This window comes from Aeromicrobium sp., from assembly GCF_036675695.1.
Taxonomy (GTDB): domain Bacteria; phylum Actinomycetota; class Actinomycetes; order Propionibacteriales; family Nocardioidaceae; genus Aeromicrobium.
Map to the genome: position 1 here is coordinate 1 of NZ_JAKFEL010000060.1, position 23,177 is coordinate 23,177.

31 protein-coding genes are annotated in these 23,177 nt (G+C 65.0%); 18 read left to right on the plus strand and 13 right to left on the minus strand.

The annotated features are described in order from the left end of the window. Nucleotides 1-256 (plus strand): HNH endonuclease (locus V6M39_RS04055; RefSeq protein ID WP_332642404.1); only part of this gene is annotated, 256 nt, incomplete at its 5' end. Nucleotides 257-1,477: 1,221 nt separating this feature from the next. Here the strand turns inward: V6M39_RS04055 and moaA are convergent. Then, nucleotides 1,478-2,464, minus strand: coding sequence for a GTP 3',8-cyclase MoaA (moaA, locus tag V6M39_RS04060; RefSeq protein WP_332642405.1), 987 nt, complete (start codon nucleotides 2,462-2,464; stop codon nucleotides 1,478-1,480). Between the two features lie 76 nt (nucleotides 2,465-2,540). On the opposite strand from moaA, the gene moaC reads away from it, so the two are divergent. Then, nucleotides 2,541-3,020, plus strand: a complete 480-nt coding sequence (moaC, locus tag V6M39_RS04065) for a cyclic pyranopterin monophosphate synthase MoaC (RefSeq protein WP_332642406.1) — start codon at nucleotides 2,541-2,543, stop codon at nucleotides 3,018-3,020. Then, the gene (locus V6M39_RS04070; protein ID WP_332642409.1) at nucleotides 3,017-3,250 is read left to right on the plus strand and encodes a MoaD/ThiS family protein; all 234 of its coding nucleotides are present in this window, start codon (nucleotides 3,017-3,019) and stop codon (nucleotides 3,248-3,250) included. The genes moaC and V6M39_RS04070 overlap by 4 nt, the downstream gene beginning before the upstream one ends. Here V6M39_RS04070 and V6M39_RS04075 read toward each other — a convergent pair. Genes V6M39_RS04075 through V6M39_RS04085 form a run of 3 tightly spaced genes read right to left on the minus strand, consistent with a single transcriptional unit; the run spans nucleotide 3,247 to nucleotide 5,398 of the window. Then, a complete protein-coding gene (locus V6M39_RS04075) occupies nucleotides 3,247-3,675 on the minus strand; it encodes a molybdenum cofactor biosynthesis protein MoaE (RefSeq protein ID WP_332642412.1) in 429 nt (142 codons plus the stop codon). The genes V6M39_RS04070 and V6M39_RS04075 overlap by 4 nt on opposite strands. Next, nucleotides 3,675-4,154, minus strand: a complete 480-nt coding sequence (locus V6M39_RS04080) for a MogA/MoaB family molybdenum cofactor biosynthesis protein (RefSeq protein ID WP_332642415.1) — start codon at nucleotides 4,152-4,154, stop codon at nucleotides 3,675-3,677. The genes V6M39_RS04075 and V6M39_RS04080 overlap by 1 nt, the downstream gene beginning before the upstream one ends. Next, nucleotides 4,151-5,398: a molybdopterin molybdotransferase MoeA gene (locus V6M39_RS04085; protein ID WP_332642417.1), complete on the minus strand. Its 1,248-nt coding sequence runs from the start codon at nucleotides 5,396-5,398 to the stop codon at nucleotides 4,151-4,153. The genes V6M39_RS04080 and V6M39_RS04085 overlap by 4 nt, the downstream gene beginning before the upstream one ends. 70 nt (nucleotides 5,399-5,468) lie before the next feature. Here V6M39_RS04085 and V6M39_RS04090 point away from each other — a divergent pair, with 70 nt between their 5' ends. Genes V6M39_RS04090 through V6M39_RS04105 form a run of 4 tightly spaced genes read left to right on the plus strand, consistent with a single transcriptional unit; the run spans nucleotide 5,469 to nucleotide 8,429 of the window. Beyond that, nucleotides 5,469-5,861: a TOBE domain-containing protein gene (locus tag V6M39_RS04090; RefSeq protein ID WP_332642419.1), complete on the plus strand. Its 393-nt coding sequence runs from the start codon at nucleotides 5,469-5,471 to the stop codon at nucleotides 5,859-5,861. Then, nucleotides 5,858-6,625 carry a molybdate ABC transporter substrate-binding protein gene (modA, locus tag V6M39_RS04095; protein ID WP_332642421.1) on the plus strand — a complete coding sequence of 256 codons (768 nt, stop codon included), beginning with the start codon at nucleotides 5,858-5,860 and terminating at the stop codon, nucleotides 6,623-6,625. The genes V6M39_RS04090 and modA overlap by 4 nt, the downstream gene beginning before the upstream one ends. After that, entirely contained in the window at nucleotides 6,625-7,398 is a 774-nt protein-coding gene (locus V6M39_RS04100) for an ABC transporter permease (RefSeq protein WP_332642423.1), read from the plus strand. The genes modA and V6M39_RS04100 overlap by 1 nt, the downstream gene beginning before the upstream one ends. Further along, on the plus strand, nucleotides 7,395-8,429 hold the full coding sequence (locus tag V6M39_RS04105) for a sulfate/molybdate ABC transporter ATP-binding protein (RefSeq protein ID WP_332642424.1): 1,035 nt from the start codon (nucleotides 7,395-7,397) through the stop codon (nucleotides 8,427-8,429). The genes V6M39_RS04100 and V6M39_RS04105 overlap by 4 nt, the downstream gene beginning before the upstream one ends. Here V6M39_RS04105 and V6M39_RS04110 read toward each other — a convergent pair. After that, the gene (locus V6M39_RS04110) at nucleotides 8,426-8,971 is read right to left on the minus strand and encodes a hypothetical protein (protein ID WP_332642425.1); all 546 of its coding nucleotides are present in this window, start codon (nucleotides 8,969-8,971) and stop codon (nucleotides 8,426-8,428) included. The genes V6M39_RS04105 and V6M39_RS04110 overlap by 4 nt on opposite strands. Before the next feature lie 93 nt (nucleotides 8,972-9,064). On the opposite strand from V6M39_RS04110, the gene V6M39_RS04115 reads away from it, so the two are divergent. Then, nucleotides 9,065-10,102: an LLM class flavin-dependent oxidoreductase gene (locus V6M39_RS04115; RefSeq protein ID WP_332642426.1), complete on the plus strand. Its 1,038-nt coding sequence runs from the start codon at nucleotides 9,065-9,067 to the stop codon at nucleotides 10,100-10,102. Here V6M39_RS04115 and V6M39_RS04120 read toward each other — a convergent pair. Then, complete coding sequence (locus tag V6M39_RS04120) at nucleotides 10,099-10,650, minus strand: isochorismatase family protein (protein ID WP_332642427.1); 552 nt, start codon at nucleotides 10,648-10,650, stop codon at nucleotides 10,099-10,101. The two genes, V6M39_RS04115 and V6M39_RS04120, sit on opposite strands and share 4 nt — an antisense overlap. Next, complete coding sequence (locus V6M39_RS04125) at nucleotides 10,647-11,951, minus strand: nicotinate phosphoribosyltransferase (protein ID WP_332642429.1); 1,305 nt, start codon at nucleotides 11,949-11,951, stop codon at nucleotides 10,647-10,649. Before V6M39_RS04125 ends, V6M39_RS04120 begins: the two co-directional genes overlap by 4 nt. A gap of 60 nt (nucleotides 11,952-12,011) precedes the next feature. Between V6M39_RS04125 and clpS the strand changes: the two genes are divergently transcribed. Next, on the plus strand, nucleotides 12,012-12,320 hold the full coding sequence (gene clpS, locus V6M39_RS04130; RefSeq protein ID WP_442880676.1) for an ATP-dependent Clp protease adapter ClpS: 309 nt from the start codon (nucleotides 12,012-12,014) through the stop codon (nucleotides 12,318-12,320). Continuing rightward, a complete protein-coding gene (locus V6M39_RS04135; protein ID WP_332642433.1) occupies nucleotides 12,317-12,901 on the plus strand; it encodes a DUF2017 domain-containing protein in 585 nt (194 codons plus the stop codon). Before clpS ends, V6M39_RS04135 begins: the two co-directional genes overlap by 4 nt. A gap of 2 nt (nucleotides 12,902-12,903) precedes the next feature. Here the strand turns inward: V6M39_RS04135 and V6M39_RS04140 are convergent, their stop codons facing one another. Continuing rightward, nucleotides 12,904-13,794, minus strand: coding sequence for an alpha/beta hydrolase (locus tag V6M39_RS04140; protein WP_332642435.1), 891 nt, complete (start codon nucleotides 13,792-13,794; stop codon nucleotides 12,904-12,906). Between the two features lie 29 nt (nucleotides 13,795-13,823). Beyond that, the gene (locus V6M39_RS04145) at nucleotides 13,824-14,414 is read right to left on the minus strand and encodes a TetR/AcrR family transcriptional regulator (protein WP_332642437.1); all 591 of its coding nucleotides are present in this window, start codon (nucleotides 14,412-14,414) and stop codon (nucleotides 13,824-13,826) included. 100 nt (nucleotides 14,415-14,514) lie between these two features. Here V6M39_RS04145 and V6M39_RS04150 point away from each other — a divergent pair, with 100 nt between their 5' ends. Genes V6M39_RS04150 through V6M39_RS04160 form a run of 3 tightly spaced genes read left to right on the plus strand, consistent with a single transcriptional unit; the run spans nucleotide 14,515 to nucleotide 16,224 of the window. Further along, entirely contained in the window at nucleotides 14,515-14,985 is a 471-nt protein-coding gene (locus tag V6M39_RS04150) for a M67 family metallopeptidase (protein WP_332642439.1), read from the plus strand. Continuing rightward, complete coding sequence (locus V6M39_RS04155) at nucleotides 14,985-15,266, plus strand: MoaD/ThiS family protein (RefSeq protein WP_332642441.1); 282 nt, start codon at nucleotides 14,985-14,987, stop codon at nucleotides 15,264-15,266. Before V6M39_RS04150 ends, V6M39_RS04155 begins: the two co-directional genes overlap by 1 nt. Nucleotides 15,267-15,276: 10 nt before the next feature. After that, complete coding sequence (locus V6M39_RS04160; protein WP_332642443.1) at nucleotides 15,277-16,224, plus strand: PLP-dependent cysteine synthase family protein; 948 nt, start codon at nucleotides 15,277-15,279, stop codon at nucleotides 16,222-16,224. 2 nt (nucleotides 16,225-16,226) lie between these two features. Here V6M39_RS04160 and V6M39_RS04165 read toward each other — a convergent pair whose 3' ends face one another. Beyond that, entirely contained in the window at nucleotides 16,227-16,520 is a 294-nt protein-coding gene (locus V6M39_RS04165) for a DUF4287 domain-containing protein (RefSeq protein WP_332642445.1), read from the minus strand. A 164-nt stretch (nucleotides 16,521-16,684) separates the two neighbouring features. Here V6M39_RS04165 and V6M39_RS04170 point away from each other — a divergent pair, with 164 nt between their 5' ends. The 5 genes from V6M39_RS04170 (at nucleotide 16,685) to rdgB (ending at nucleotide 20,660) form a co-directional block, all read left to right on the plus strand. Further along, nucleotides 16,685-17,662, plus strand: a complete 978-nt coding sequence (locus V6M39_RS04170) for a ribose-phosphate diphosphokinase (RefSeq protein WP_332642447.1) — start codon at nucleotides 16,685-16,687, stop codon at nucleotides 17,660-17,662. Between the two features lie 71 nt (nucleotides 17,663-17,733). After that, nucleotides 17,734-18,540 carry a glutamate racemase gene (gene murI, locus V6M39_RS04175; protein ID WP_332642449.1) on the plus strand — a complete coding sequence of 269 codons (807 nt, stop codon included), beginning with the start codon at nucleotides 17,734-17,736 and terminating at the stop codon, nucleotides 18,538-18,540. Next, a complete protein-coding gene (locus V6M39_RS04180; RefSeq protein ID WP_332642451.1) occupies nucleotides 18,537-19,304 on the plus strand; it encodes an MBL fold metallo-hydrolase in 768 nt (255 codons plus the stop codon). The genes murI and V6M39_RS04180 overlap by 4 nt, the downstream gene beginning before the upstream one ends. Before the next feature lie 10 nt (nucleotides 19,305-19,314). Further along, nucleotides 19,315-20,049 (plus strand): ribonuclease PH, encoded by a 735-nt coding sequence (rph, locus tag V6M39_RS04185; RefSeq protein WP_332642452.1) that lies wholly within the window; start codon nucleotides 19,315-19,317, stop codon nucleotides 20,047-20,049. Next, nucleotides 20,046-20,660, plus strand: coding sequence for an RdgB/HAM1 family non-canonical purine NTP pyrophosphatase (gene rdgB / locus V6M39_RS04190; protein WP_332642453.1), 615 nt, complete (start codon nucleotides 20,046-20,048; stop codon nucleotides 20,658-20,660). Before rph ends, rdgB begins: the two co-directional genes overlap by 4 nt. Here rdgB and V6M39_RS04195 read toward each other — a convergent pair. The 3 genes from V6M39_RS04195 to V6M39_RS04205 all read right to left on the minus strand — a co-directional run bounded on the left by V6M39_RS04195 (nucleotide 20,657) and on the right by V6M39_RS04205 (nucleotide 23,116). After that, nucleotides 20,657-21,352, minus strand: coding sequence for an SGNH/GDSL hydrolase family protein (locus tag V6M39_RS04195; protein ID WP_332642454.1), 696 nt, complete (start codon nucleotides 21,350-21,352; stop codon nucleotides 20,657-20,659). The two genes, rdgB and V6M39_RS04195, sit on opposite strands and share 4 nt — an antisense overlap. An 84-nt stretch (nucleotides 21,353-21,436) precedes the next feature. After that, the gene (locus V6M39_RS04200) at nucleotides 21,437-21,913 is read right to left on the minus strand and encodes a tRNA (cytidine(34)-2'-O)-methyltransferase (RefSeq protein ID WP_332642455.1); all 477 of its coding nucleotides are present in this window, start codon (nucleotides 21,911-21,913) and stop codon (nucleotides 21,437-21,439) included. Next, complete coding sequence (locus V6M39_RS04205) at nucleotides 21,914-23,116, minus strand: benzoate/H(+) symporter BenE family transporter (RefSeq protein WP_332642456.1); 1,203 nt, start codon at nucleotides 23,114-23,116, stop codon at nucleotides 21,914-21,916. Nucleotides 23,117-23,177: the final 61 nt, after the last annotated feature.

The window sequence follows — 23,177 nt, forward strand, 5'->3', positions numbered from 1 at the left end:
CGCCCGACAACGCGGCGTCTGCGCCACACCAGGCTGCAACCACACCCACCTCGAAATCCACCACGTCATCTGGTGGTCCATGGGTGGACCCACCGACGTCAACCTCCTCATCGGACTCTGCGTTCGATGCCACCACCTGCTCCACCGCGGTTTGCTCAATATCACCGGCAACGCCGTCGACGGCTTCAACTTCACCAACCGCCACAGTCGGCCACTTCGCAAACGACGAAGAATCCACTACCGCCAAGCCGCCTGACCCCCAAGTCCGGCGGCCCACAGGCACGCCACCAGACCCAATCGGGTGAACACAGGCAGGCTTGGCTACGGCAAGAGGTCTATCTCGCTTGGGTCTGGGAACTCTGACGGAATCGGCTCATCGATCGGGACATACTCGACACCACCCAAATGAGGGCCGACCATGAAGAGGAACATGCTGTCGTTGGTTCCCCGAACACTTGCATTCACTACAGGGGTCAATCCGGGAGAAGAAGCTGGGTGGTCAAAGTCGATTGACGGGCAACCACAGGTGCAACCATCAATCGCTAGTGCCGACTTGGCGTCCCGGCGTAGACGCTCCGCTTCTGGGAAGTCCGCTGAAAGCAGTAGTTGAAGAACCTCGGATTCGCGCGCGGTCATCGGTCGAGCGACGGGCGTCCTGCCCCGAGCACCGCGGCGTGACGGTCGAAATGCCTTCATGGAATCAGCATCTCACTAGGTGTATTGGGAGTTTGCGGGCTTGGCAGTCGATTGCGGCACACTTGCGCTATGGCACCGGTCACCATCATGAGGTCTCGCGAATGGTGGAACTTCCACCGACGCATGCGTATCGAAATGGATGGCAAGCGGGTCGGTGGCATTTGGAATGGGAGTGTCCTGAAGATCGACGTCCCTGCTGGGCCCCATACCTTTCGGGCCTTTTTGGGGTGGGTCGGTTCGAAGCCGCTTCCAGTCGACGTCCGCGAAGGCAGTGTGACAGCCCTCGGCGTGCGCGCATCGTGGCATGAGGCGGCTGAGGCCACAGCCTCTTACCGTCCGATGGGTCCGCAGGCCTATGGCGTCGGTCGCTACCCGAACGGCATGCCCGATGAGGGGCTAGAGATTTGGGAGTATTTGGCGTCATCCGAGTAGGTGCATTGGGAGTTTGCGGGCTTGCCTGACCACTTGCGACTAGCGACACAGCGACTCGTTCACCGATACGTTGCTGCCATGTTCGAACGTGACGTGAGACTTATGTCGCTCATTCTTGGCCTGGTCGGGCTTGGGATCTTCTCGATCACTCTTGCCACCGCCCACGGGGACAGATCAGACATTGTTCAGGGCGTCGGTGGCGTTCTGATCTCATTGTGGATCATCAGTACGTCGTTTCCACATCAGAATTCCGAGGCTGATCCGGACTCAACCCAGTAGTCCCACTGGGTGTGTTGGGAAGTTTGCGGGCTTGGCTCGAGGTCGCGGGAAGTACTCAGCTCCGCAGTTGCTAGCCGCCGATGGATGACATCGGGCGGGCCGACTGTAGGAAGGTCGGATCGTCGATGCCGTGGCCTGGCAGCTTGGTCGCCATGGCGGCAACCCACCGCTCGGCGATCTCGGTATCGGACGCTCCCGTACGCAGTGCTGACCGGAGGTCGGACTCCTCGCGCGCGAACAGGCAGTTGAGGATCTGGCCGTCGGCGGTCAGTCGTACGCGATTGCAGTCGCCGCAGAAGGGGCGCGTCACCGAGCCGATGATGCCGACGGTGTGCGGGCCGTCATCGACGAGGAACTTCTCCGCGGGGGCCGAGCCGCGCCCGTCCAGCGGAGTCAGCGTGAAGTGTTCCTCCAACAGCGCCAGCGTCTCGGCCGCGGTGATCATGTCCGCACGGTTCCAGCCGTGCTGGGCGTCGAGTGGCATCTGCTCGATGAACCGCAGCTCGTAGCTGTGCTTCATGCACCAGCGAAGCAGATCCGGTGCTTCGACGTCGTTGATGCCACGCAGCAGGACTGCGTTGACCTTGACGGGGGCAAGCCCAGCCTCGGACGCAGCCTGAAGGCCCTCGATGACGTCGGACAGGCGATCGCGCCGGGTGATCTTGGCGAAGGTCTCCGGATCGGTGGTGTCGAGGCTGACGTTGACACGATCGAGTCCAGCCTCGGCGAGTGCCTTCGCCGTGTGCTTGAGGCCTAGTCCGTTGGAGGTCATCGCCGTACGGGGGCGTGACGGTAGGGCGTTGGTGGCGGCGACGATCGCGGGCAGTCCGCGACGAAGCAACGGCTCACCACCGGTGAACCTGACGTCTCGTACGCCAAGCATCTCGACGCCGATGCGAATGAGCCGGTTGAGCTCGTCATCGGTGAGAGTGTCCTCGGTGGGCATCCACTCAAGGCCCTCGGCGGGCATGCAGTACTGGCACCGCAGGTTGCACCGATCGGTCAACGACACACGCAGGTCAGTGGCGACCCGTCCGTGAGTGTCGATCAGTTGCATGTACCCAGCGTAGTGACCCCAGCCATCCGCGCTGTCTCAAAGCACGATGCGGCTCGGGATCTGGGAGACTCAAGGCATGGACTTCACGCATCTCGATGCTTCGGGACACGCACGGATGGTCGACGTGACAGACAAGAGTCCAACAACTCGATCCGCAACGGCTCGAGGTTCAGTCGCATGCTCACCTGAAGTCGTCGAGCTCCTTCGATCGGGGGAGACCCCGAAGGGCGATGTGCTTGCCGTCGCCCGGATCGCCGGGATCCAGGCCGCCAAGTCGACGCCGACGCTGCTGCCTCTGGCCCACGTGATCGGGATCCACGGCGCAACGGTCGACCTGGTCATCACCGACGCGGGCGTCGACATCGAGGCGACTGTCAGAACCGCCGACCGAACGGGCGTCGAGATGGAAGCGCTCACGGCAGTGGCAGTCGCTGGTCTTGCAGTGATCGACATGGTCAAAGGCATCGACCGCACTGCCAGCCTGCAGAACGTCAGGATCGTCGCCAAGTCAGGCGGCCGTTCCGGCGACTGGCAGCGTACGGAAGAGCCAGCGTGATCACGGTCCGCTTCTATGCCGGTGCACGAGAGGCTGCGGGTATCGACTCGGAGAGCCGGTCGGAGTCGTCGGTGGGAGAGCTGCGAGCAGGACTCGTACGCGATCATCCCGATCTCGAGCCGATCCTCGGACACTGTGCGCTCTTGGTCGACGGCACGCTTCGCGCCGACGACCACGAGCTGGACGATGCCGAGCTGGCTGACGTCCTCCCGCCGTTCGCAGGCGGCTAGCCGAGTCCCTTCCAGGACGCGTCGCCCTCGGCGTCGGTCTGTCGCTTCCAGATGGGCAGATCGGCCTTGATGGTCTCGATGACGTCGCGGCAGACCTCAAAGGCAAGTGCTCGATGGGGTGACGAGACGGCGACGACCACGGCGAGGTCGCCGACCTCCAGCCGGCCGATGCGATGGCTGACAGCGAGTCGTACGGGGTGGTCGCCCATGACCCGCCGGGCGATGTCGATCAGGAAGGTCTCGGCATCGGGGTGCGCCTCGTACTCGAGGAACTGAACGACGCCGTCGACCTCCGGATCGTGGTCGCGAACCTTTCCGATGAACGTCGCGACTGCGCCAGCTGCTGAATCCTCGACCGCCGAGAGATGCGCCGCCACGTCGAGCGGTACCTCGCTGATCTTCGCCAGATTGAGCTCAGGGGTCATCAGTGATCGCCACCGTCGAGCTGTTCGATGACGTGCCCTGCCACAGAAAGGATGATCGGCACGGCTGAGGCGACTGCCGCGCGGGAGCCGGGAACGTTGACGACCAGCGCGTCGCCGACGATCCCAGCATGACCGCGCGAGAGCATCCCGCCGGGCTTTTCCAGGACGGCCGCGCGGCGGATCTCCTCGACGATGCCGGGGAGATGTCGGGTGATGACCCGGTCCGTACCCTCTGGGGTTTCGTCTCGCGGTGCGACGCCGGTGCCGCCGGTCGTGATGACGAGCCTGGCCCCGGACCCGGCGGCTCGGAGCAGTGCCTCCTCGACTGAGTCGGCCCCATCGGGAATGACGACGGGTTCGCCGCAGACGTAGCCGGCTTCGCGCAGGAGTTCGGCGACGGCTGGCCCACTCGTGTCAGTGGATGTGCCGGCGGCTGCACGGTCAGAGACGGTGATGACCGCTGCTTGACGGGTTGTCATGCCACCACCATGACATCGACTTCCTGGCCGGGCTCGACGACCTCGGCCTCGGCGGTGATCATCGCGTAGCCATCGGCGCGTGCCAGCGAGCCCACGAGGTGGGATCCGGAGTGGCCAGCGGATGCGGGACTGGCGGTCCACTTGCCTGCGTCGGTCGTGTCGAGCATGACGGGCGTGTACTGGCGCCGACCGGCGGGCGACTTCCAACCGACCGTCGTCGTGACGCGGATGACTCGTCGGTGGATGTCTGTGCGTCCCTGCATCGCGAGCAGTGCGGGACGTACGAACACCTCCCACGAAACGGCTGTGCTGACGGGATTGCCGGGGAGGCCGAAGAGCACAAGCCCTGACTGGGCGACGCCGAAGCCTTGAGGCTTGCCCGGCTGCATGCGTACGTGGGTGAACTGCATGAGCTCGTTGGCTGACAACGCCGACTTCACGACGTCGTACGCGCCTGCGCTGATGCCCCCCGTGAACACCACGACGTCCGCCTTGAGCTGCTCGAGCTCGTCGACAATCGCGAGCACCGCTGCGTCGTGATCCGCGACGGAGGCGTGGAGGACAACTTCCGCGCCGGCTTCGCGGGCCAGCTCGGCGAGCATCGGGCTGTTCGAGTCGGGGATCTGACCACGAGCAAGGGGAGACCCGTCCGTGACGAGCTCGCTTCCGGTCGACACGATGGCGATGCGCGGTGTCTTGGCCACCTGAGCTTCGACGAGGCCTGCGGCGAGCGCCGATGCCAGTTGCCTGGGGCCGAGGTGAGTTCCCGCGGTGAGGAGCAGGTCGCCGACGGCAATGTCCTCGGCCGGGTGCCGTACGTAGACCCCCTGCTGCCGAGGTGCCTCGACCACCGTCACCCGGTCGAGACGATCTGTGAGCCCCTCGACGGTGTGCTCGAACGGGACAACGGTGTCGGCGGAGCTCGGCATGACGGAGCCGGTCATGAGGCGAGCGGCCTGTCCCGCCGCGACGAGAGGATCGAGATCTGTGCCTGCCGGGATGTCGGCAACGACGTCAAGTGTCACCGGGTTTTCGGGCGAAGCGTCGGTCACGTCGGCGTACAGCACGGCGAAACCGTCCATCGAGGAGTTCTCGAACGCCGGGATGTTGTGGGCGGCGATCAGGTCCGCGGAGAGCGTGCGTCCGCCTGCCTGTCGCAGCTCAACGGTCTCGGACGGCAACGGTGGGACAGCCCGAAGGATGTTCGCCAAGTGGTCCTCGACCTCGATCACTTCGGATGGCATGCAGCGATCCTGTCACGATCGAAATCGATTCGATCCACGAAGCCGCAGATGCTGCCCTAGAGTCGTATGCATGCCGCAAATACGGATAGCAGACGCAGCAAAGCTCCTCGGCGTCAGCGACGACACAGTTCGTCGCTGGATTAGCAGCAGTGCGCTGGAATCCACCGAGGATGCGTCGGGACGCATGGTCATCGACGGTCGCCAGCTTGCGGAGTTCGCCACCGAACAAGCGAAGTCGCTGCCGGACTCCGGATCAGTGACCTCGGCACGCAATCGCTTCGTCGGACTCGTCACGGCGGTGAAGACCGACGCGGTCATGGCGCAGGTCGACCTGCAGTGCGGACCTTTCCGAGTTGTCTCGCTGATGAGCAGCGAAGCCGTCGAGGAGCTCGGTCTGGAACCGGGGTCCGTCGCCGTAGCCATCGTCAAGTCCACCAACGTCATCATCGAGAGCCTCGAATGAAGCGGTTCCTTTTGATCCTCGCGGCGCTGCTCAGCACCGCCGCATGCTCGGACGACCCGTGGGCCGAGGAGCCTGACTCCCCGCCACGACAAGTCACGCTGACGGTGTTCGCAGCGGCGTCCTTGAAGGGCGCGTTCACCGAGATCGGCGAGAAGTTCGAGTCGGAGTACTCACTTGTGACCGTGAGGTTCAACTTCGCCGGCTCGTCCGATCTTGTCGCTCAGATCCAGCAGGGCGCGCCAGCAGATGTGTTTGCGTCGGCCGACACGAAGAACATGGACGTCGCCATCACCGCGAGCCTGCTCGACGGGTCAGCGAAGAATTTTGCGACCAACACACTTGAGATCGCCACACCCCGGGACAATCCGGCAAAGATCGAGTCGATCCGCGATCTCGGATCTCCCGGGATCAAGGTCGTGTTGTGTGCTGAGCAGGTGCCATGCGGTTCCGCCGCAAAGAAGGTCGCGGAGGTGTCGGGCGTCGACGTCAGGCCGGTCAGCGAGGAGCTGTCGGTCACCGATGTGCTCGGCAAGGTCATCTCGGGTGAAGCCGATGCCGGCCTGGTCTACGTCACCGATCTGAAAGCAGCTGGCGACAAGGTCATCGGCATCGAGTTCCCGGAGTCAGCCGGCGTTGTGAACACATACCCGGTTGCAGCGCTGAAGGGGAATGTCGGAGACGGGCTTGCCGAAGCGTTCATCAACTTCGTTACCGGTACGGAGGGTCAGGCCGTGTTGGCTGAAGCCGGATTCGGTGCGCCCTGATGCAGGTGCCTCGGTGGGTATTCATCCCGGCTGCTGTCGGAGCCGCGTTCATCGTGCTGCCGCTGGTGGCGATGGCGTCTCGCGTCGACTGGAACAGCTTCTTCTCGCTGATCAGCTCCGACTCGTCTCGCACGGCCCTGTTGTTGAGTCTGCGTACGTCCGCTGTGAGCACCGTGCTCTGCGTACTGCTCGGAGTGCCGATGGCGCTGGTTCTTGCGCGTACGACGTTCCGTGGGCAAAGCCTGTTGCGTTCGCTCGTGTTGCTGCCCCTTGTGCTCCCGCCGGTGGTGGGCGGCATCGCGCTGCTCTACACATTCGGTCGCAAGGGCCTGCTCGGTGAGACCGTCGATGTGCTCGGACTGCAGATCGCGTTCTCGACGACGGCCGTGGTGATCGCGCAGACGTTCGTTGCGCTGCCGTTCATGGTCGTCAGCCTCGAGGGCGCGCTCCGTACGGCGGGGGAGCGCTATGAGGTTGTCGCCGCCACCCTTGGTGCGCGACCCACAACGGTCCTGCGCCGGGTCACCCTGCCTGTCGTGCTGCCGGGACTCGCTGCGGGAGCCGTGCTCTCGTTCTCGCGGGCGCTCGGCGAGTTCGGCGCGACGATCACCTTCGCTGGAAGCCTCGAAGGTGTCACTCGCACGCTGCCGCTCGAGATCTACCTCCAACGCGAGGTCGATCCTGACGCTGCCGTTGCGCTCTCACTGGTGCTGGTGGTCGTCGCCGTGCTCGTGATCGGGCTCGTACGTGGGACGAGGAGCAGCGCACTGTGAGCCTGTATCTCGAAGCAACCATCGCGGACCGCGACGTCGACGTCAGGTTCGATGTCGCCGACGGCGAGACCCTGGCGATTCTCGGACCCAACGGCGCTGGCAAGTCATCCGTGCTTGCGGCCATCGCCGGGATCCTCCGCCCAGACACCGGTCGAGGGACTCTCGGTGATGAGGTGCTGTTCGGCGATGGGGTCTGGAAGGCCCCGCACCTTCGTGGCACAGCTCTCCTGTCGCAGGATGCGTTGCTGTTCCCGCACCTCGATGTGACTGACAATGTCGCGTTCGGCCCGAGGAGCGGTGGACAGAGCAGATCGGAGTCCCGTGCCGCGGCGCGCCGCTGGCTGACTGAGGTTGATGCGTGGGAGCTCGCTGATCTCAAGCCATCGCAGCTCTCCGGAGGACAAGCGCAGCGCATCGGCGTAGCTCGTGCCCTCGCGGCTGAGCCTCGTCTGCTGCTGCTCGATGAGCCGATGGCAGCGCTCGACATCACGGTCGTTCCCGCAATGCGACAGATGCTCAAACGCGTACTCGCCGATCGCACCGCGATAATCGTCACCCACGACGCCCTGGATGCGGCGCTGCTCGCCGACCGGGTGATCGTTATGGATCGCGGCCGCATCGTCGAAGCGGGCGCGACTAAGGACGTACTGGCCAGACCCCGCAGCCAGTTCGGTGCACATATCGCCGGTCTCAACCTGTTGAGCGGGGTGGTCGAGGACGGCGGCGTACGAACCCCCGACGGCTCGCATGTTGAGGGTCTGTCCGCCGACCCGATCGCCGACGCTCGGGCAGCAGTCGCTGTCTTCAGTCCAAGTTCTGTGAGCGTCTACCTCGAGCCACCGAGCGGCAGTCCGCGCAACGTGTTCGCAGCGACCGTGACGGCGCTTGAGCCAATTGGTGCGCAGGTGCGAGTGCGTACCGCCGAGGTCAGCGCCGACGTCACGGTTGCGGCTGTCGCGGACCTCAAGCTGATGCCTGGCACCCGGGTATATCTCTCGGTCAAGGCCAGCGAGGTCGCGATCTACGCCTAGTCGTTGAGGACGTACAAGATGCCGGTCGCCAGGATCGATAGGCCCAGCGCGAATGCCTGCCACCAGCCGTATCCGCCAGCCCAGTTGAGGATCTGGACCAATGCCGCCCACGAGGCCACGCCGAACAGGGCGATGCTGGCATTGCCCTCCGTGACGCCTCTCTTGGAGACTTCGTAGGCCGCCCATGACAGCGCGGCCACGGTGGCGAGCTGGTGGATGTCGAAGATCTTCGAGTCGATGTCGGACCCATCCTGGGCGAGGATCCGCAGGAGTGCGTCCAGCAGGAACAGTGCGGCCGTTGCATAGAGTGCAAGCTTGCCGGTCGGGCTCGCGCCCACGGCTCCGTTGCTCCCGCTCTGGCCGTACGCGACAAAGAAGAAGCCCACTCCGGCGATGGCGAGCGAGATCACTCCCAGCCACGACGTTTCATACGAGCCGTCTCTCACCAGGATGTAGGTCAGCGCGTAGAGAAAGCCGCCGAGCGCGAGGCCGCCACCGCCAAACAGTCGCCAGTTGGCTGTTGATTGGTTGATGTCGGTCATGGACACGCTCCAGGGAAGTCGGGCCGAGTTGTCACTCGATGATCGATCATCTCAAATCGGAAGATTTGACCACGCTTGTGGGTTGAAGCAGCTGTGAGACTTTCCGTGCTCGACCTGGTGCCCGTCCGATCCGACCAGTCGACGGGCGATGCGATCGCCGCCAGCGTCGCGCTGGCGCAGGCTGCCGATCGGCTCGGCTTCACCCGGTTCTGGGTTGCCGAGCACCACAACATGCCGGCTGTGGCGGCGACGTCCCCGCCGGTACTGATCGCACACCTCGCCGCGCAGACCGAGTCGATCCGGCTCGGTTCGGGTGGAGTGATGCTGCCCAACCACGCGCCGCTGGCTGTGGCAGAGCAGTTCGCGCTGCTCGAGGCCGCGCACCCCGACAGGATCGACCTGGGCATCGGTCGCGCTCCGGGCTCTGACCCGGTCACGTCGATGGCGCTGCGAGGAGCCGCCGGTCGCGACGAGACCGACATTGAGAACTTCCCGCAGTACCTCGATGACGTCATGGCGCTAATGGGCACGGATGGCGTACGTGTTGCGATCCCTCGCCAGAATTACGTTCTTAAGGCGACTCCGGCAGCTGCGACGGAACCACGCATGTGGCTGCTCGGCTCGTCGATGTACTCAGCGCACCTGGCCGCTGCGAAGGGCCTGCCGTACGTGTTCGCCCACCACTTCTCGGGCCAGGGCACCGCAGAGGCGCTTGCGACGTATCGGTCCGAGTTCCAGCCGAGCGAGCTGACTGCCGAACCGACGACCTTCCTGACGGTCAACGCCGCGGTTGCGGAGACCGCTGAGGAGGCGGCAGCGCTGATGCTGCCCAACCTGCAGCTGATGGCGAAGCTTCGTACGGGTCAGCCACTCACGGCACTCGACTTGGTCGAGGATGCGCAGGCGCAGACTCTTCACCCGCAGCAGGCGGCGCTCGTCGATGCGGGCCTCGCACGCTCGGTTGTCGGCACCCCTGGTGACGCTGCCACGCAGGTCCGCGAACTGGCCGAGCAGTTCGGCGTTGACGAAGTGATGGTCAACCCCGTTGCGTCGGCTCGCCGAGGCACCGACCCGCGCACGGCACCCGGTCGCGTACGGACCCTTGAGCTGCTTGCGAAAGAGCTGCTCTAGCCGGTCGCGATGCCGGCAGCGTCGAATTCCGCGCGGACCTTCGGCAGGTTGTCGTTCGACACCGCTGCGGTGAGGCCTTCGAGCACGGTGACAGCGAATCCTTCGGAGGCAGCGTCGAGCGCCGTCGCTCGAACGCAGTAGTCCGTCGCAATGCCGCAGACGTCGACGGCATCGATGCCCCACGTGCGGAGCCAGTTGGTGAGTGGTGCGCCGCTTGCTGACGCGCCCTCGAAGCCGGAGTAGGCGGCTGCGTACTCACCTTTGAAGAAGATCTCGTCGAACATCGGTGCGGCGAGTGGTGGGTGGAACTCTTCGCCTTCAGTCCCGACCACGCAGTGTCGTGGCCATGAGTCGACGAAGTCGGGGTTGTCGGAGAAATGCGTGCCGGGGTCGATGTGGTGGTCGCGGGTGGCTACGACGACGCCGTACGCTCCCGATTCGATGAGCGCGGCCACGTCTGCCGCGACCTGAGCGCCACCGGCGACGGCGAGTGATCCGCCCTCGCAGAAATCGTTCTGAACATCAACGACGATCAATGCTTTTCTCATGACAGATCCTCAAATGCTGTGTCGATCACTGGTTCGCCACGGGAGAGCTGCTTCGCGGCCGGGGGCAGCTCGTCGAGCGCCAGTTTGAGGCGTGCGCGCGCAGCGTCGAGAGACTCGTGGTGGATGCGCTTGCCGCCTCGTACGAGCTCGACAAGTAGTAGGCGACCCGGACCTTCGGGTTCGCCACCAATGCCGATGACTTCGGTCTTTGCCACGCCCGCTTTGGTCTGGCGGCGCAGCGCATACTTGCGCCCACCGACCGAGATCTTGTCCTTGCTCGCCTTGGCGACGGACACCATCTCGCCGTCGGTGCCGACTCGCGCCACGAGCTTGTAGACGAAGCTGCTGGTGGGAACGCCGGATCCGGTGACGAGCGCGGTGCCGACGCCGTAGCCGTCGACCGGAGCGGAGGCCAGCGCGGCGATGGCGTGCTCGTCGAGATCGCTCGTGACCGTGATCCTGGTCGAGGTGGCGCCGAGCGCATCGAGCTGTTTGCGTACGGTCTTGGCCAGCGACACGAGATCGCCGGAGTCGAGACGTACCCCGCCGAGCTCGGGACCGGCAACCTCGACCGCGAGCTCAACGCCCTCCGGAATGTCGTACGTGTCGACCAGCAACGTCGTGCCGTTGCCGAGCGCTCGAACCTGCGCTTGGAACGCGTCACGCTCGGAGTCGTGCAGCAGCGTGAACGAGTGGGCGCTCGTACCGGTCGTCGGGATGCCGTACGTACGCCCGGCCTCAAGGTTGGAGGTCGCTGCGAAGCCGGAGACGTATGCGGCCCGTGCGGCGGACACCGCCGACTGCTCATGCGTACGGCGTGAACCCATCTCGATGCAGGGGCGGTCACCCGCGGCGCTGACAATACGCGCCGCAGCCGAGGCGATCGCGGAGTCGTGATTGAGGATCGACAGGAAGACGGTCTCAAGGATCACGCACTCGGCGAACGTGCCTTCGACGATCAGCACGGGGGAGTAGGGGAAGTAGATCTCGCCCTCGGGGTATCCCCAGATCGAGCCGGTGAACCGATAGCTGGCGAGCCATGCGATTGTGTCCTCGTCGACGACCTTCGCTTCGCGCAGCCACGCCAGCTCGGCCTCACCAAAGCGGAAGGTTTCCAGGGCATCGAGCAGACGGCCCACCCCGGCGATCACGCCGTACCGACGTCCGCCGGAGAGCCTGCGCGCAAAGAGCTCAAACACGCACGATCGCTGCGCAGTTCCGTCCCGCAGGGTCGCCTGCAGCATCGTGAGCTCGTAGCGGTCGGTCAGAAGGGCAGAACTGGCAGGTGAGCGCTCTGTCATGCGAGCCAGACTATGCCTGCCGCACACGGGCATTTCGCCACTACATACGACTGCGCCACAATGGGAGACGTGACCACGCCCACCCCCATCGAGATCGTCGAGTCTGACTTCGAGGCCATCGTGGAGCTCGAGGATCCGTGGGTCACCATCGTCTGGAACGATCCGGTCAACCTGATGTCCTACGTGGCTTATGTGTTCCGCAACTACTTCGGCTACACCGACGAGAAGGCGCATGAGCTGATGCTGTCCGTGCACCATGATGGCAAGGCCGTCGTGTCCAGCGGCAGCCGCGAACAGATGGAGCGTCACGTGCAGGCGATGCATGAGTACGGCCTCTGGGCCACCCTGGACCGAGCTGACGCAAATTGAAGCCGTTCAAGCGACGACGCAAAGGTGGGATGACGGCGGTCTTTACGTCAGCTGAAGCGCACCTGCTGGCCAATCTTGCGGGCCAGGTTGTCGAGCTTCTGCGTGATCGCAACGGCGCAGCTGAGTCCGACGCCGATCCGCTGGCGGTCCAGCTTGGCATGGGCGCGTCTGCCGTACCGCCGGAGGATCCGGTGCTTGCACGCCTGCTGCCCGACGCCTATCGCAGCAGTGAAGAGGACTCGGGAGAGTTCCGCAGACTCACCGAACGCTCGCTCACGTCCACCAAGGTGCATCACGCCGAAGTGCTGATCGAATCGCTGATCGACGGGGGCCTGACGTTCGCAACCCAGATCGAGGACGAGGGAGCCGACATCGAGGTCGAGCTCAACGCCGATGCCGTGCAGTCATGGCTCAAGTCGCTGACCGACATCCGTCTCTCACTCGCCGTACGCCTCGGCATCGAGAACGAAGAGGACGCGATGCTCGTCGGCGAGTCTGCTGATGAAGCGATAGCGGCCATGTCGGAGATCTACGACTGGCTCGGCTACGTCCAGGAGACCCTCATTGCCGCCCTGGACTGAGATCACGCCGACTCCTCCTGAAGCTCGTCGGTGGCGACGAAGGCCACGACCTGCCGGATGATCGCCGGGTCACGCAGAACTCGACGATGTCCGAGTCCTTCGACCGTTGTCAGATGGGCGCCTTCCCACTGCGAGACGAGTGACGCAGCGGATGCGTACGGGGTCTCTCGGTCGGACGGGTCATGGATGACCAGCAGCTCCGGTCGCTCGATCAAGTCAGCGATGCGGTGCAGGTCCACGGCGACGATCGGCAGGCCGACGCGCCGGAGCACGCGTTCCTCGAGTCGGCGCAGGGTGCGCGGGCCGAACCCGAGACCGGTCTGGACCACGTCGACGTAGTCGCGTATGCGGATCGCCGGCGCGATCATCACGACCCGCCCGGTGCCCAGCCAGCCGTGCTGGAGGGCCAGGCCGGTCGCCAGCCCACCCATCGAGTGGGCGATGACGGCGTGCCCTGGTCCGAAGACGGCGGCGACGTCGTCGAGCGCCTTGCCCATCTGGACGCCGTCGCTGCTGCCCGCGCCGGTCGGACCCGGATCGGAGAGGCCGTGGCTCGGGGCGTCGTGAGCCACGACGCTGAATCCGGCGGCCACCAGCGGGGTGACGAACGACCCGAGCTGGGAGGCGTTGCCACCCCAGCCATGGACGAGGTAGACCACCGGACCGCTGCCCCATCGTGTCCCGCGGACCGTGCCACCCTGTGATGTCACCTCGAAAGGTGTCCCGCCAGGCACGGACGGGGTGATACGTGAGGGTGTGATGGCGAACCAGAACCGTTCAGCCCACCGGGCGCCAAGTGAAGGCGCGGCGACTTCGAGGGTGCGGAAGGCGCTGCGGATACCGCTTTGCTTGATACGAACGATCGTGCTTTTCTGCAGAGATGGGAATGCCATGATTCATCCTTTGTGTGGTGGGGTGTCGGTCAGGTCTTGCGGGCGCGATCGATGATCGAGTCGAAGGCTCGACGCGCCCGTTCGAGGGCGCGAGGGTCCTGCATCAGGCGTGAGGCGTGCTGGTGGTTCAGGGTGATCGCGTGCAGCTCGTACGCGATCTGGTCCACGTCGACGTCCTCAGGGAACTCACCTTCGCTGACGGCGGTCGCGGTGACGGTCGAGATGAGCTCGAGCCAGTCGCGCTCGTCGCGAACCAGGGCGTCGCGCACGGGTCCGGGCTGGTCATCCAGCTCTGAGCATGCGGCTACAAACAGGCAGCCGCCCTCCTCGAACGCGTCGGACCAGGTCAGCCACGCCTCGAACAGGGTGTGCAGGCGGCTAACGCCGCGCGGGGACTGGAGGGCGGGGCGGATCACCCGCTCGACGAATCGCTCCCGGGTGTGCCGAAGGATCTCGATCTGCAGCGCTTCCTTGGACTCGAAGTGTGCGTAGAGCCCACTCTTGGACATGCCGGTGTGAGAAGCCAGCTGGCCGATCGTCATGCCTGTGAGACCGACCTTGGAGGCGACGCTCGTCGCCTGTGTCAGGATCGCGTCACGCGTCTCGTTGCCCTTTGACATGCGGCAAATATAGCACGAACGTTCTTTTTTGGTTCGGGCTCTCTGTCTCAGCGAGCAACCGGCCCGGGGACAGTGCGGCGATAGCCGATAAACTCCGCAAGTGCTGACGATCGACCAGGCGACCCATGACGCGATCATCGCGCACGCTCGACGTGACCACCCCGACGAGGCGTGCGGTGTCGTGGCAGGCGCCATTGGATCGGACCTGCCGACCCGCTTCATACCGATGCTGAATGCTGCGATGTCGCCAACGTTCTACGAGTTCGACTCCGGCGATCTCCTGAAGCTCTATCGGGAGATGGACGACAACGACGAAGAGCCGGTCATCGTCTATCACTCGCACACCGCAACCGAGGCCTATCCGTCTCGTACTGACATCAATCTCGCGGGCGAACCCGGCGCGCACTATGTGCTGGTGTCGACCCGCGACGGCGCGCACGAGAGCGGCCCAGTCGACTTCCGGTCCTACCGGATCATCGACGGAGAGGTCACTGAGGAAGAAGTCAGCGTCGTCGAGAGTTATGAAGACGGCACTCGCCACGTACCAACCGAACAGAAGGCAGAACACTGATGGCCATCGAGGTCCGTATCCCGACGATCCTGCGTCCTTACACCGGCGGCGAGCGTGCCGTGGACGGCGCGGGCGCCACGGTCGCTGAGCTGATTGACCAGCTCGAAGTCGACCACGCCGGCATCAAGGAACGGCTCGTGGAGAACGACGAGGTGCGCCGATTCGTCAACATCTACGTGAACGACGAGGACATCCGCTTCACTGGTGGCCTCGCCACTCCGCTCGCTGACGGCAACACCGTGGTCATCCTGCCCGCGGTCGCCGGCGGCGCCCTCTCCTGATCGGTCCCGTATGCGTTTTGACTCGCTGATCGACTCCGTCGGCGGCACCCCGCTCGTCGGGCTCCCCAAGCTGTCGCCCAGCGCCGACGTGCGACTGTGGGCGAAGCTCGAGGACCAGAACCCGACCGGCTCGATCAAGGATCGTGCCGCGCTGGCCATGATCCTCAAGGCCGAAGCGGATGGCTTGCTCAAGCCCGGTGACACGATCCTGGAACCCACCAGCGGCAACACGGGCATCTCCCTCGCGATGGTCGCCAGCCAGCGGGGCTACAAGCTGATCTGTGTCATGCCCGAGAACACCTCCATCGAGCGCACTCAACTGCTGACGATGTGGGGCGCCGAGATCATCCCGTCCCCGGCTGCGGGCGGCTCGAACGAGGCCGTACGCGTCGCCAAGGGCCTCGCTGCCGAGAACCCCGACTGGGTGATGCTCTACCAGTACGGCAACCGCGCCAATGCTCAAGCGCACTACGACGGCACCGCCCCCGAGATCCTCGCTGACCTGCCCGAAGTCACCCACTTCGTCGGTGGTCTCGGCACCACTGGAACGCTCATGGGTGTTGGTCGGTACTTCCGCGACAACAAGCCAGAGGTACGCATCGTCGCGGCCGAACCCCGTTACGGCGAGCTGGTCTACGGACTGCGCAACCTCGACGAAGGCTTCGTCCCCGAGCTGTACGACGAGTCTTTGATCGACTCGCGCTTCTCGGTCGGGCCGCGTGACGCCGTACGTCGAGTGCGCGAACTGATCGAATCCGAAGGCATCTTCGCTGGCATCTCCACCGGCGCGATCCTGCACGCCGCCTTGGCCCAGGCCGCCAAGTGTGTCGCTGCAGGCGAGGCGGCTGAGATCGTGTTCATCGTCGCCGATGGTGGGTGGAAATACCTCTCGACGGGCGCGTACGAAGGCACCCTCGACGAGGCCGAGGACAAGCTCGACGGTCAGCTCTGGGCCTAGGCCTAGGCCGTCGGCCTTGTGGCCTTGCCGTCGAGCCACAGCTCGTCTGACGCATCGCGATGAACGCCCGTCGTGCCGACGTGTTTCGTGCTGATCTTTGGCCCGTTCTTGATGACGTGGACCAATGCCATCGCGTGACCGCGACCGAGCTCGTAGTCAGCCTTGAGCCAGTCGACGATCTCCCCAGCTTTGGTGGCAGGTGTGTCGAGGCCCTTGGACTGGGCAATCGTGACGAGCTGACGTGGGGTGAGTCCGGTCTTGTCCTCGATCGTGTCGAGATATGCCTGGAATGACATCTGAATCGTCCCTTCTTGACTGTTGGTTCACCCCTACGTCGATCGGGACCGCCTGATTTCGACAGCAATATCGAGAAGTTTTCCGCCACCTGACGAACACCTCGAGCACAACATCCTGACCAACCTGGTCGAATGGTCGCCCATCGTCGGCTAGCCTCAGTCGTGTGAGCGAGATCGTCGTCTTCTCAGGAAGCGCGCACCGGCCCCTTGCCGAGAAGATCTGCTCCGAGCTCGGCCAGCCGCTCTCGGCTTCCGACACTGTCCGGTTCAGCAACGACTGCCTGCAGGTTCAGCTTCTGGCCAACTGCCGCCGCAAGGATGTCTACATCATCCAGCCGCTCGTGCCGCCGACTCAGGACCACCTGATGGAGTTGCTGCTGATGATCGATGCGGCTCGTGGCGCCTCGGCTGACTCAGTCACCGCCGTCATCCCGCACTACGCCTACGCGCGATCGGACAAGAAGGACGCCTCCCGTATCTCGATCGGCGGCCGCCTTGTGGCCGACATGCTGACGAGTGCCGGCGCCGATCGAGTCGTGACAATGACGCTGCACGCACCGCAGGTGCACGGATTCTTCAGTGTCCCGGTCGACCACCTGACTGCGATCGGTGAGCTCGCCGACCACTACCGCGGCCGTGACCTCAGCAATGTCGTCGTGGTGTCACCCGACCTCGGCAACGCCAAGACGGCATCGCTGTTCGCCCGTCTGCTCGGCGTGCCGGTGGCCGCGGGCAGCAAGCAGCGCCAGGCTGACGACCAGGTCGTCATCGACGCGATCGTCGGCGATGTTGCAGGCAAGACCGCCATCGTGCTGGACGACGAGATCGCCACCGGCGGATCGATCGTCGAGCTGATGAACAAGCTCGAAGAAGAAGGCTGCACTGAGGCATCTGTCGCGTGCACCCACGGTCTCTTCACCGGCAAGGCCGTCGAGCGCCTCCGCAACCACCCGGGCATCACCGAGGTCGTCACGACCGACACGGTCCCACCGCCGGCCGACTGGCCTGAGCTCCAGGTGCGCTCTGTTGCGGGACTTTTCGCCGAGGCAATCGCCCGCATCCACGCCGGAGAATCCGTGTCGTCGCTGTTCGACGGTGTCGATCCGGCACACGCTCCACCGCAGCCCAAGCTCCCGCTCTGACATACCCGCGGGATGTGATCTTGGGCCCGTTCGCTTTCACGCCACAGTCGGCGCACGTACCCTTTTCCGTTGTGAGTAGCGCACCGATCGGCATCTTCGACTCAGGCTTCGGTGGCCTGACGGTCGCGCGCGCCGTACTCGATCAGCTGCCGCACGAACCGGTGCTCTACCTGGGGGACACGGCTCGCCAGCCGTACGGACCCAAGCCGATCTCCGAGGTCCGCGAGTTCGCGCTCGAATGCCTCGATCACCTGGTTGATCAGGGCGTCAAGGCGCTCGTGATCGCCTGCAACTCCGCCAGCGCAGCCGTGCTCCGCGATGCGCGTGAGCGATATGACGTTCCGGTCGTCGAGGTCATCGTTCCGGCGACCCGACGCGCCGTCAGTGCCACCCGCAACGGCCAGATCGGCGTCATCTGCACCGAGGCCACTGCGACATCGCGCGCATACGACGACGCGTTCGCCGCCAACCCCGGCATCACGCTTCACACCCAGGCGTGCCCGCGACTTGTCGAGTTCGTCGAGACGGGTGTCACCAGTGGCCCCGAGCTGCTTGAGGTGACAGAGGCGTACCTCCAGCCGTTGATCCAGCTGGGCGTCGACACCCTGGTTCTCGGATGCACGCACTACCCGCTGCTCACCGGCGTGCTCTCGTACGTGATGGGCGACGGCGTCACTCTCGTGTCGAGCGCTGAAGAGACCGCCAAGGATGTCTATGCGCTGCTCGTACGCGAAGGTCTCGAGCGCGACATCTCGTTGCCTGCGCCGAAGCATCGCTTCCTGACCACCGGCCGTCCCGAGGAGTTCCGCGAGCTCGGCCACCGCTTCCTCGGACCCGAGCTCGAGTCGGTTGATCAGTTTGCGTGGGTGACCGTATGAAGCTCACCATTGTCGGCTGTGCCGGCTCGTTCCCGAGCGCCGAATCGCCCGCCAGCTGCTACCTCATCGAGGCACCGTACAAGGGTCGTACCTTCCGTCTCGTCGTCGACCTCGGTAGTGGAGCGCTCGGCGCGCTCCAGCGCCACGTCGACCTCCGTGACGTTGATGCGATCGCGCTTTCGCACCTGCACCCCGATCACTGCTTTGACCTTTCAGGGTTCTACGTCGTCAGCAAGTACCACCCTGCGGGCGCGCTGAATCGCATCCCGGTGCTCGCACCCAACGGTGCTGGCGAGCAACTTGCCCTCGCTTACGGCATCGACGAGCCGATCGGCATGACCGAGCAGTTCGACTTCACCGATCACGTCGATGGCGCAACCGTGCAGCTCGGCCCGTTCGCGGTCACGTCACGTCTTGTCGATCATCCGGTTCCGGCGTTCGCGATGCGCATCGCCACCGACACCCACACGCTCGTCTACTCGGGCGACACCGGACCGACGGAAGCGCTGGTCGAGATTGCCACCGGCGCCGACACGTTCCTGTGCGAGGCGTCATTCGTCGAGTCGAGCGACAACCCGCCCAACCTCCATCTCACCGGTGCTGAGGCGGGCGACCATGCGACCCGAGCCGGCGTCGGACGACTGCTGATCACGCACATCCCGGCTTGGACCGACGCTGCCGAGGTCGAGGCTGACACCAAGAGCACCTGGGGCGGGCCGTGCGAGCTCGTGGCACCCGGATCGGTCTACGAACTCGGCCTATAGGGTCGCCATCATGACTCGTGAAGACGGCCGCACCGCCGATCAGCTCCGCCCCGTGACCATCACCCGCAACTGGCTCGACCACGCGCAGGGTTCATGCCTGATCGAGTTCGGCAAGACGAAGGTGCTGTGCGCCGCGAGCGCCAGCGAAGGCGTGCCGCGTTGGCGCAAGGGCTCAGGTCTCGGCTGGGTGACGGCCGAGTACGCAATGCTCCCGCAGGCCACGCACGACCGCTCGTCGCGAGAGTCGGTCAAGGGCCGCATCGGTGGACGTACGCATGAGATCTCTCGCCTCGTCGGCCGCTCACTGCGCGCGGCGATCGACTACAAGGCGCTTGGCGAGAACACGATCACGATCGACTGCGACGTCCTGCAGGCTGACGGCGGTACACGTACGGCCGCGATCACGGGGGCCTACATTGCGCTTGCTGACGCCGTTGAGCACCTGCGCTCCAAGGGCGCTCTCGTTGGCGAACCGCTGATCGAGTCAGTCGCCGCCATCTCGGTCGGCATCATCGACGGCGTGCCGTTGCTCGACCTGCCGTACGTCGAGGACGTACGCGCCGAGACTGACATGAACGTCGTCATGACGGGATCGGGCAAGTTCATTGAGGTGCAGGGAACGGCCGAGGGCGCACCGTTCGACAAGGCAGAGCTGGATGCTCTCCTCGAGCTGGCCGGCAAGGGCTGCGCCGACCTGACCAAGCTTCAGGCTGAATCACTCAAAGCGGGGGCCCTCGGCAAGTGACACAAGTCGTTCTGGCTTCCAACAATGCCAAGAAGCTCACTGAGCTTCGCCGCATCCTCGAGCCGCTGATCCCGGGCATCGAGGTGCTCGGTCTGGCCGATGTCACCCCGTATGACGAGCCGGCGGAGACCGAGCCGACGTTCGAGGGCAATGCGCTGCTCAAGGCTCGCGCGTGCCTCGAGGCGACGGGTCTTCCGTCACTCGCTGACGACTCCGGGCTCTGTGTTGACGAGCTCAACGGCATGCCGGGCGTGTTGTCAGCGCGCTGGTCGGGTGTCAGCAAGTCGGACGGGGGAGACGCGGCCAACAACGCGCTGTTGCTCAGCCAGCTCGGCGATGTGCCGGACGAGCGGCGTACGGCGCAGTTCCGTTGCGCGATGGCGTTCTGCACACCGGACGGCACAGAGGTCGTTGAGCTTGGCGAGATGCCGGGTCGCATCCTCCGCGCCGAACAGGGGGAGGGCGGCTTCGGCTATGACCCGTTGTTCGCCGCCGACGGCTATGACGTGTCGACGGCCCAGCTGCCGTCCGACGAGAAGGATCGCATCAGCCATCGCGGCAAGGCGCTCACGGCGATCGCTCCTGCGGTCGCTGCCGCGCTGTCGTCCTAGCCGAGGGCGCTGATCACCCGGTTGGCGATGGCAACGCTGCCCGCGCGGTTCGGATGCACACCGTCGGCGACGCGAGAGGCGGTGAGCGCACCGGTGGTCGGGATGAATTCCATGCCGAGTCTGGTCGCGGCTGCCTCGATGATCGCGGTGACCCGCTCGCCGTTCGCGGGGTCGATCGGTCCCCAGGGCGGTCCGATCACGATGATCCGCGTCGAGCGCGGCAGGAAGGTCTTGAGAGTCTCCAGGTAGACATCGACCGCGTGCTCGACGGCCTCGTTCGTCGAGGTGACCAAGCGGCCGTCCTGGCACGACGCCCAGTCGTTGCGCCCACCCTCGACGATGAGCAGGGACGGCGGTTCGCCCGTGAACGCCTGCTGGCGATCGATGAACTTGTTGCCTGTGCATCCCTGACCGGGCCGCAGGTAACCCGAGCCGGACTGCGCGTACGTCGTGACCTTGGCGTCGAAGTGCCTGCCGACGATGCTCCACCAGCCTTGCTTGTCGTCACCGGGGTTGTCGTTGTAGCGCGCGGTGATCGAATCGCCGACCACGACGATGCCTCTTGGGGCGACCGTGGAGATGGCGCTCGGCTCGCCACCGATGGCGCTGCGGGCAAGGAATGGTCCGAGCAGCGCAGCCAGTACAAGTGCGATGACGATCGGCGTTCGTACGGCCGTCCGCTGCTGGACCATTCGCTCTTACTTCCTCCCGAGAGAGCGTCAGCGTAAGTCGCGAATGGGTCCGTTGTTCACATAACTGGCCGTTGAAACCGAAAGTCATTCGGTCGGACTATTTGGCATGGCAAATCCGTGCTGGCGCCACGCCTCGTACACGGCGATCGAGGCGGAGTTGGCCAAGTTCATAGAACGTCTGCCGGGCAGCATCGGCAGCCGTGCGCGTGCGGTGATCCGAGGATCGTTGAGCACCTCATCGGGAAGCCCCGTCGGCTCGGGGCCGAACAGCAAGATGTCGCCCGGCTCGTAGGCGATGTCGGTGTAGAGCTCCTCACCCTTGCCGGTGAACGCGAACACTCTCGCAGGGAGGAGTGCTGCGTACGCGGCCTCGAGGTTCGCGTGCACGGTCATCACCGCGAGGTCGTGGTAGTCGAGACCCGCACGCTTGAGCTTGGGTTCCTCGAGGTCGAAGCCGAGGGGCTCGATCAGGTGCAGTTCGGAGCCACTCACAGCGGCGAGCCGGATCGCACTGCCGGTGTTGCCAGCGATGCGGGGTTCGAAGAACGCAATACGGAACATTCAGCGATCATCCTTTGGCGACCATGAGAGCACGGCGTACACGAACAGTCCGGCAAGGATCGCCCACGCAGCCGAACCGACACCCCAGGCGGTGATGCCCGAAGCGGCGACAAGGAAGGTCACCACGGCAGCCTCGCGCCCCTTGGGCTGAGCCATCGCGCTCTCGATGGCCGAGGCGAGCGTGCCCAGCAGAGCGAGACCGGCGATCGTCGCAATCACACCGACGGGAGCGACCTCGACCAGCGCGGCGACGGCGATCGATGCCGCAGCAAGCACGAGGTAGGTCCACCCGACTGCCTGTCCGGCGATCCAACGACGGCTCTTGTCGGGACCGGCGTCTGGACCGGCAACCAGAGCGGCACTGATCGCCGCGAGGTTGACCGAGTGGGCGCCACCTGTTGCGCCCGCCATCGTCGTGACGCCTGCCGTCACGATCGAGTCGCGCCACGGGACGTCGTACCCGATCGCCTTCATGATCGCGACGCCTGGAACGTTCTGCGAGGCCATCGTGACGAGATAGAGGGGGAGCGCGATGCTGACGACGGCTTCCCAGCTCAACGTCGGTGACGTGAGCGCAAGGCTCGGCAGCAGATCTGATCCGGCGATGCCCTCACCCCGTCGGATCATGTCGACACCGATCACGATGCCGGCAGTCAGGAACGCTGCAGGCACCGCCCACCGTGGGGCAAGCCGTACGCCGATCAGCCAAATGAGCACGATCGGGACGATCGCGGCGGGATTGTCGACCAGGCTCCGGACCGGTTCGACGCAAAGACCGAACACAACACCAGCCAGCATTCCTTGAGCGATCGGTGCTGGGATCTTCGCGATGAGACTTCCAAGAGCGGGCCACAGACCCGTGACGACGTAAGCGACGCCGACCAGCAGGAATGCGCCCACAGCGGCGGACCACCCGCCGTCGACCGTCGCCATCCCGGCAAGGAGCGCGGCACCCGGCGTCGACCACGCCAACATGATCGGCATGCGGTGACGGCGGCTGAGCCACAGCGTGCCCGCTGCCTGCACGGCGCAGAGAGCGAGCAGTCCCGAGGCTGCCTGAGTGGGCGAGGCGCCGACGGCTGTGAGCCCGGTGAGCACCACGGCAAAAGAGCTGGTGTAGCCGACGACGCACGCAATGATGCCCGCGCTGATCGGTTGTTGGAGCGATGGCGTCTCGCCGCTGGGGTTCGAACGCCGCTCCATGGCAAATCACCCTAGACTCCTCCGTTATGGCTACTCCCCAGCGCGTCCACGTCACGCACAC

What these genes read in the sequence shown, in the direction of transcription:
- moaA (WP_332642405.1), bottom strand. Translation starts at nt 2,464, where the DNA reads ATGCAACTGATCGACACTCACGGACGGGTCGCCACTGACCTGCGTGTG.
- moaC (WP_332642406.1), top strand. Translation starts at nt 2,541, where the DNA reads ATGGACTTCACGCATCTCGATGCTTCGGGACACGCACGGATGGTCGAC.
- V6M39_RS04075 (WP_332642412.1), bottom strand. Translation starts at nt 3,675, where the DNA reads ATGACCCCTGAGCTCAATCTGGCGAAGATCAGCGAGGTACCGCTCGAC.
- V6M39_RS04080 (WP_332642415.1), bottom strand. Translation starts at nt 4,154, where the DNA reads ATGACAACCCGTCAAGCAGCGGTCATCACCGTCTCTGACCGTGCAGCC.
- V6M39_RS04085 (WP_332642417.1), bottom strand. Translation starts at nt 5,398, where the DNA reads ATGCCATCCGAAGTGATCGAGGTCGAGGACCACTTGGCGAACATCCTT.
- V6M39_RS04090 (WP_332642419.1), top strand. Translation starts at nt 5,469, where the DNA reads ATGCCGCAAATACGGATAGCAGACGCAGCAAAGCTCCTCGGCGTCAGC.
- modA (WP_332642421.1), top strand. Translation starts at nt 5,858, where the DNA reads ATGAAGCGGTTCCTTTTGATCCTCGCGGCGCTGCTCAGCACCGCCGCA.
- V6M39_RS04100 (WP_332642423.1), top strand. Translation starts at nt 6,625, where the DNA reads ATGCAGGTGCCTCGGTGGGTATTCATCCCGGCTGCTGTCGGAGCCGCG.
- V6M39_RS04110 (WP_332642425.1), bottom strand. Translation starts at nt 8,971, where the DNA reads ATGACCGACATCAACCAATCAACAGCCAACTGGCGACTGTTTGGCGGT.
- V6M39_RS04120 (WP_332642427.1), bottom strand. Translation starts at nt 10,650, where the DNA reads ATGAGAAAAGCATTGATCGTCGTTGATGTTCAGAACGATTTCTGCGAG.
- V6M39_RS04125 (WP_332642429.1), bottom strand. Translation starts at nt 11,951, where the DNA reads ATGACAGAGCGCTCACCTGCCAGTTCTGCCCTTCTGACCGACCGCTAC.
- clpS (WP_442880676.1), top strand. Translation starts at nt 12,012, where the DNA reads ATGGGAGACGTGACCACGCCCACCCCCATCGAGATCGTCGAGTCTGAC.
- V6M39_RS04140 (WP_332642435.1), bottom strand. Translation starts at nt 13,794, where the DNA reads ATGGCATTCCCATCTCTGCAGAAAAGCACGATCGTTCGTATCAAGCAA.
- V6M39_RS04145 (WP_332642437.1), bottom strand. Translation starts at nt 14,414, where the DNA reads ATGTCAAAGGGCAACGAGACGCGTGACGCGATCCTGACACAGGCGACG.
- V6M39_RS04155 (WP_332642441.1), top strand. Translation starts at nt 14,985, where the DNA reads ATGGCCATCGAGGTCCGTATCCCGACGATCCTGCGTCCTTACACCGGC.
- V6M39_RS04160 (WP_332642443.1), top strand. Translation starts at nt 15,277, where the DNA reads ATGCGTTTTGACTCGCTGATCGACTCCGTCGGCGGCACCCCGCTCGTC.
- V6M39_RS04165 (WP_332642445.1), bottom strand. Translation starts at nt 16,520, where the DNA reads ATGTCATTCCAGGCATATCTCGACACGATCGAGGACAAGACCGGACTC.
- V6M39_RS04180 (WP_332642451.1), top strand. Translation starts at nt 18,537, where the DNA reads ATGAAGCTCACCATTGTCGGCTGTGCCGGCTCGTTCCCGAGCGCCGAA.
- rph (WP_332642452.1), top strand. Translation starts at nt 19,315, where the DNA reads ATGACTCGTGAAGACGGCCGCACCGCCGATCAGCTCCGCCCCGTGACC.
- V6M39_RS04195 (WP_332642454.1), bottom strand. Translation starts at nt 21,352, where the DNA reads ATGGTCCAGCAGCGGACGGCCGTACGAACGCCGATCGTCATCGCACTT.
- V6M39_RS04200 (WP_332642455.1), bottom strand. Translation starts at nt 21,913, where the DNA reads ATGTTCCGTATTGCGTTCTTCGAACCCCGCATCGCTGGCAACACCGGC.
- V6M39_RS04205 (WP_332642456.1), bottom strand. Translation starts at nt 23,116, where the DNA reads ATGGAGCGGCGTTCGAACCCCAGCGGCGAGACGCCATCGCTCCAACAA.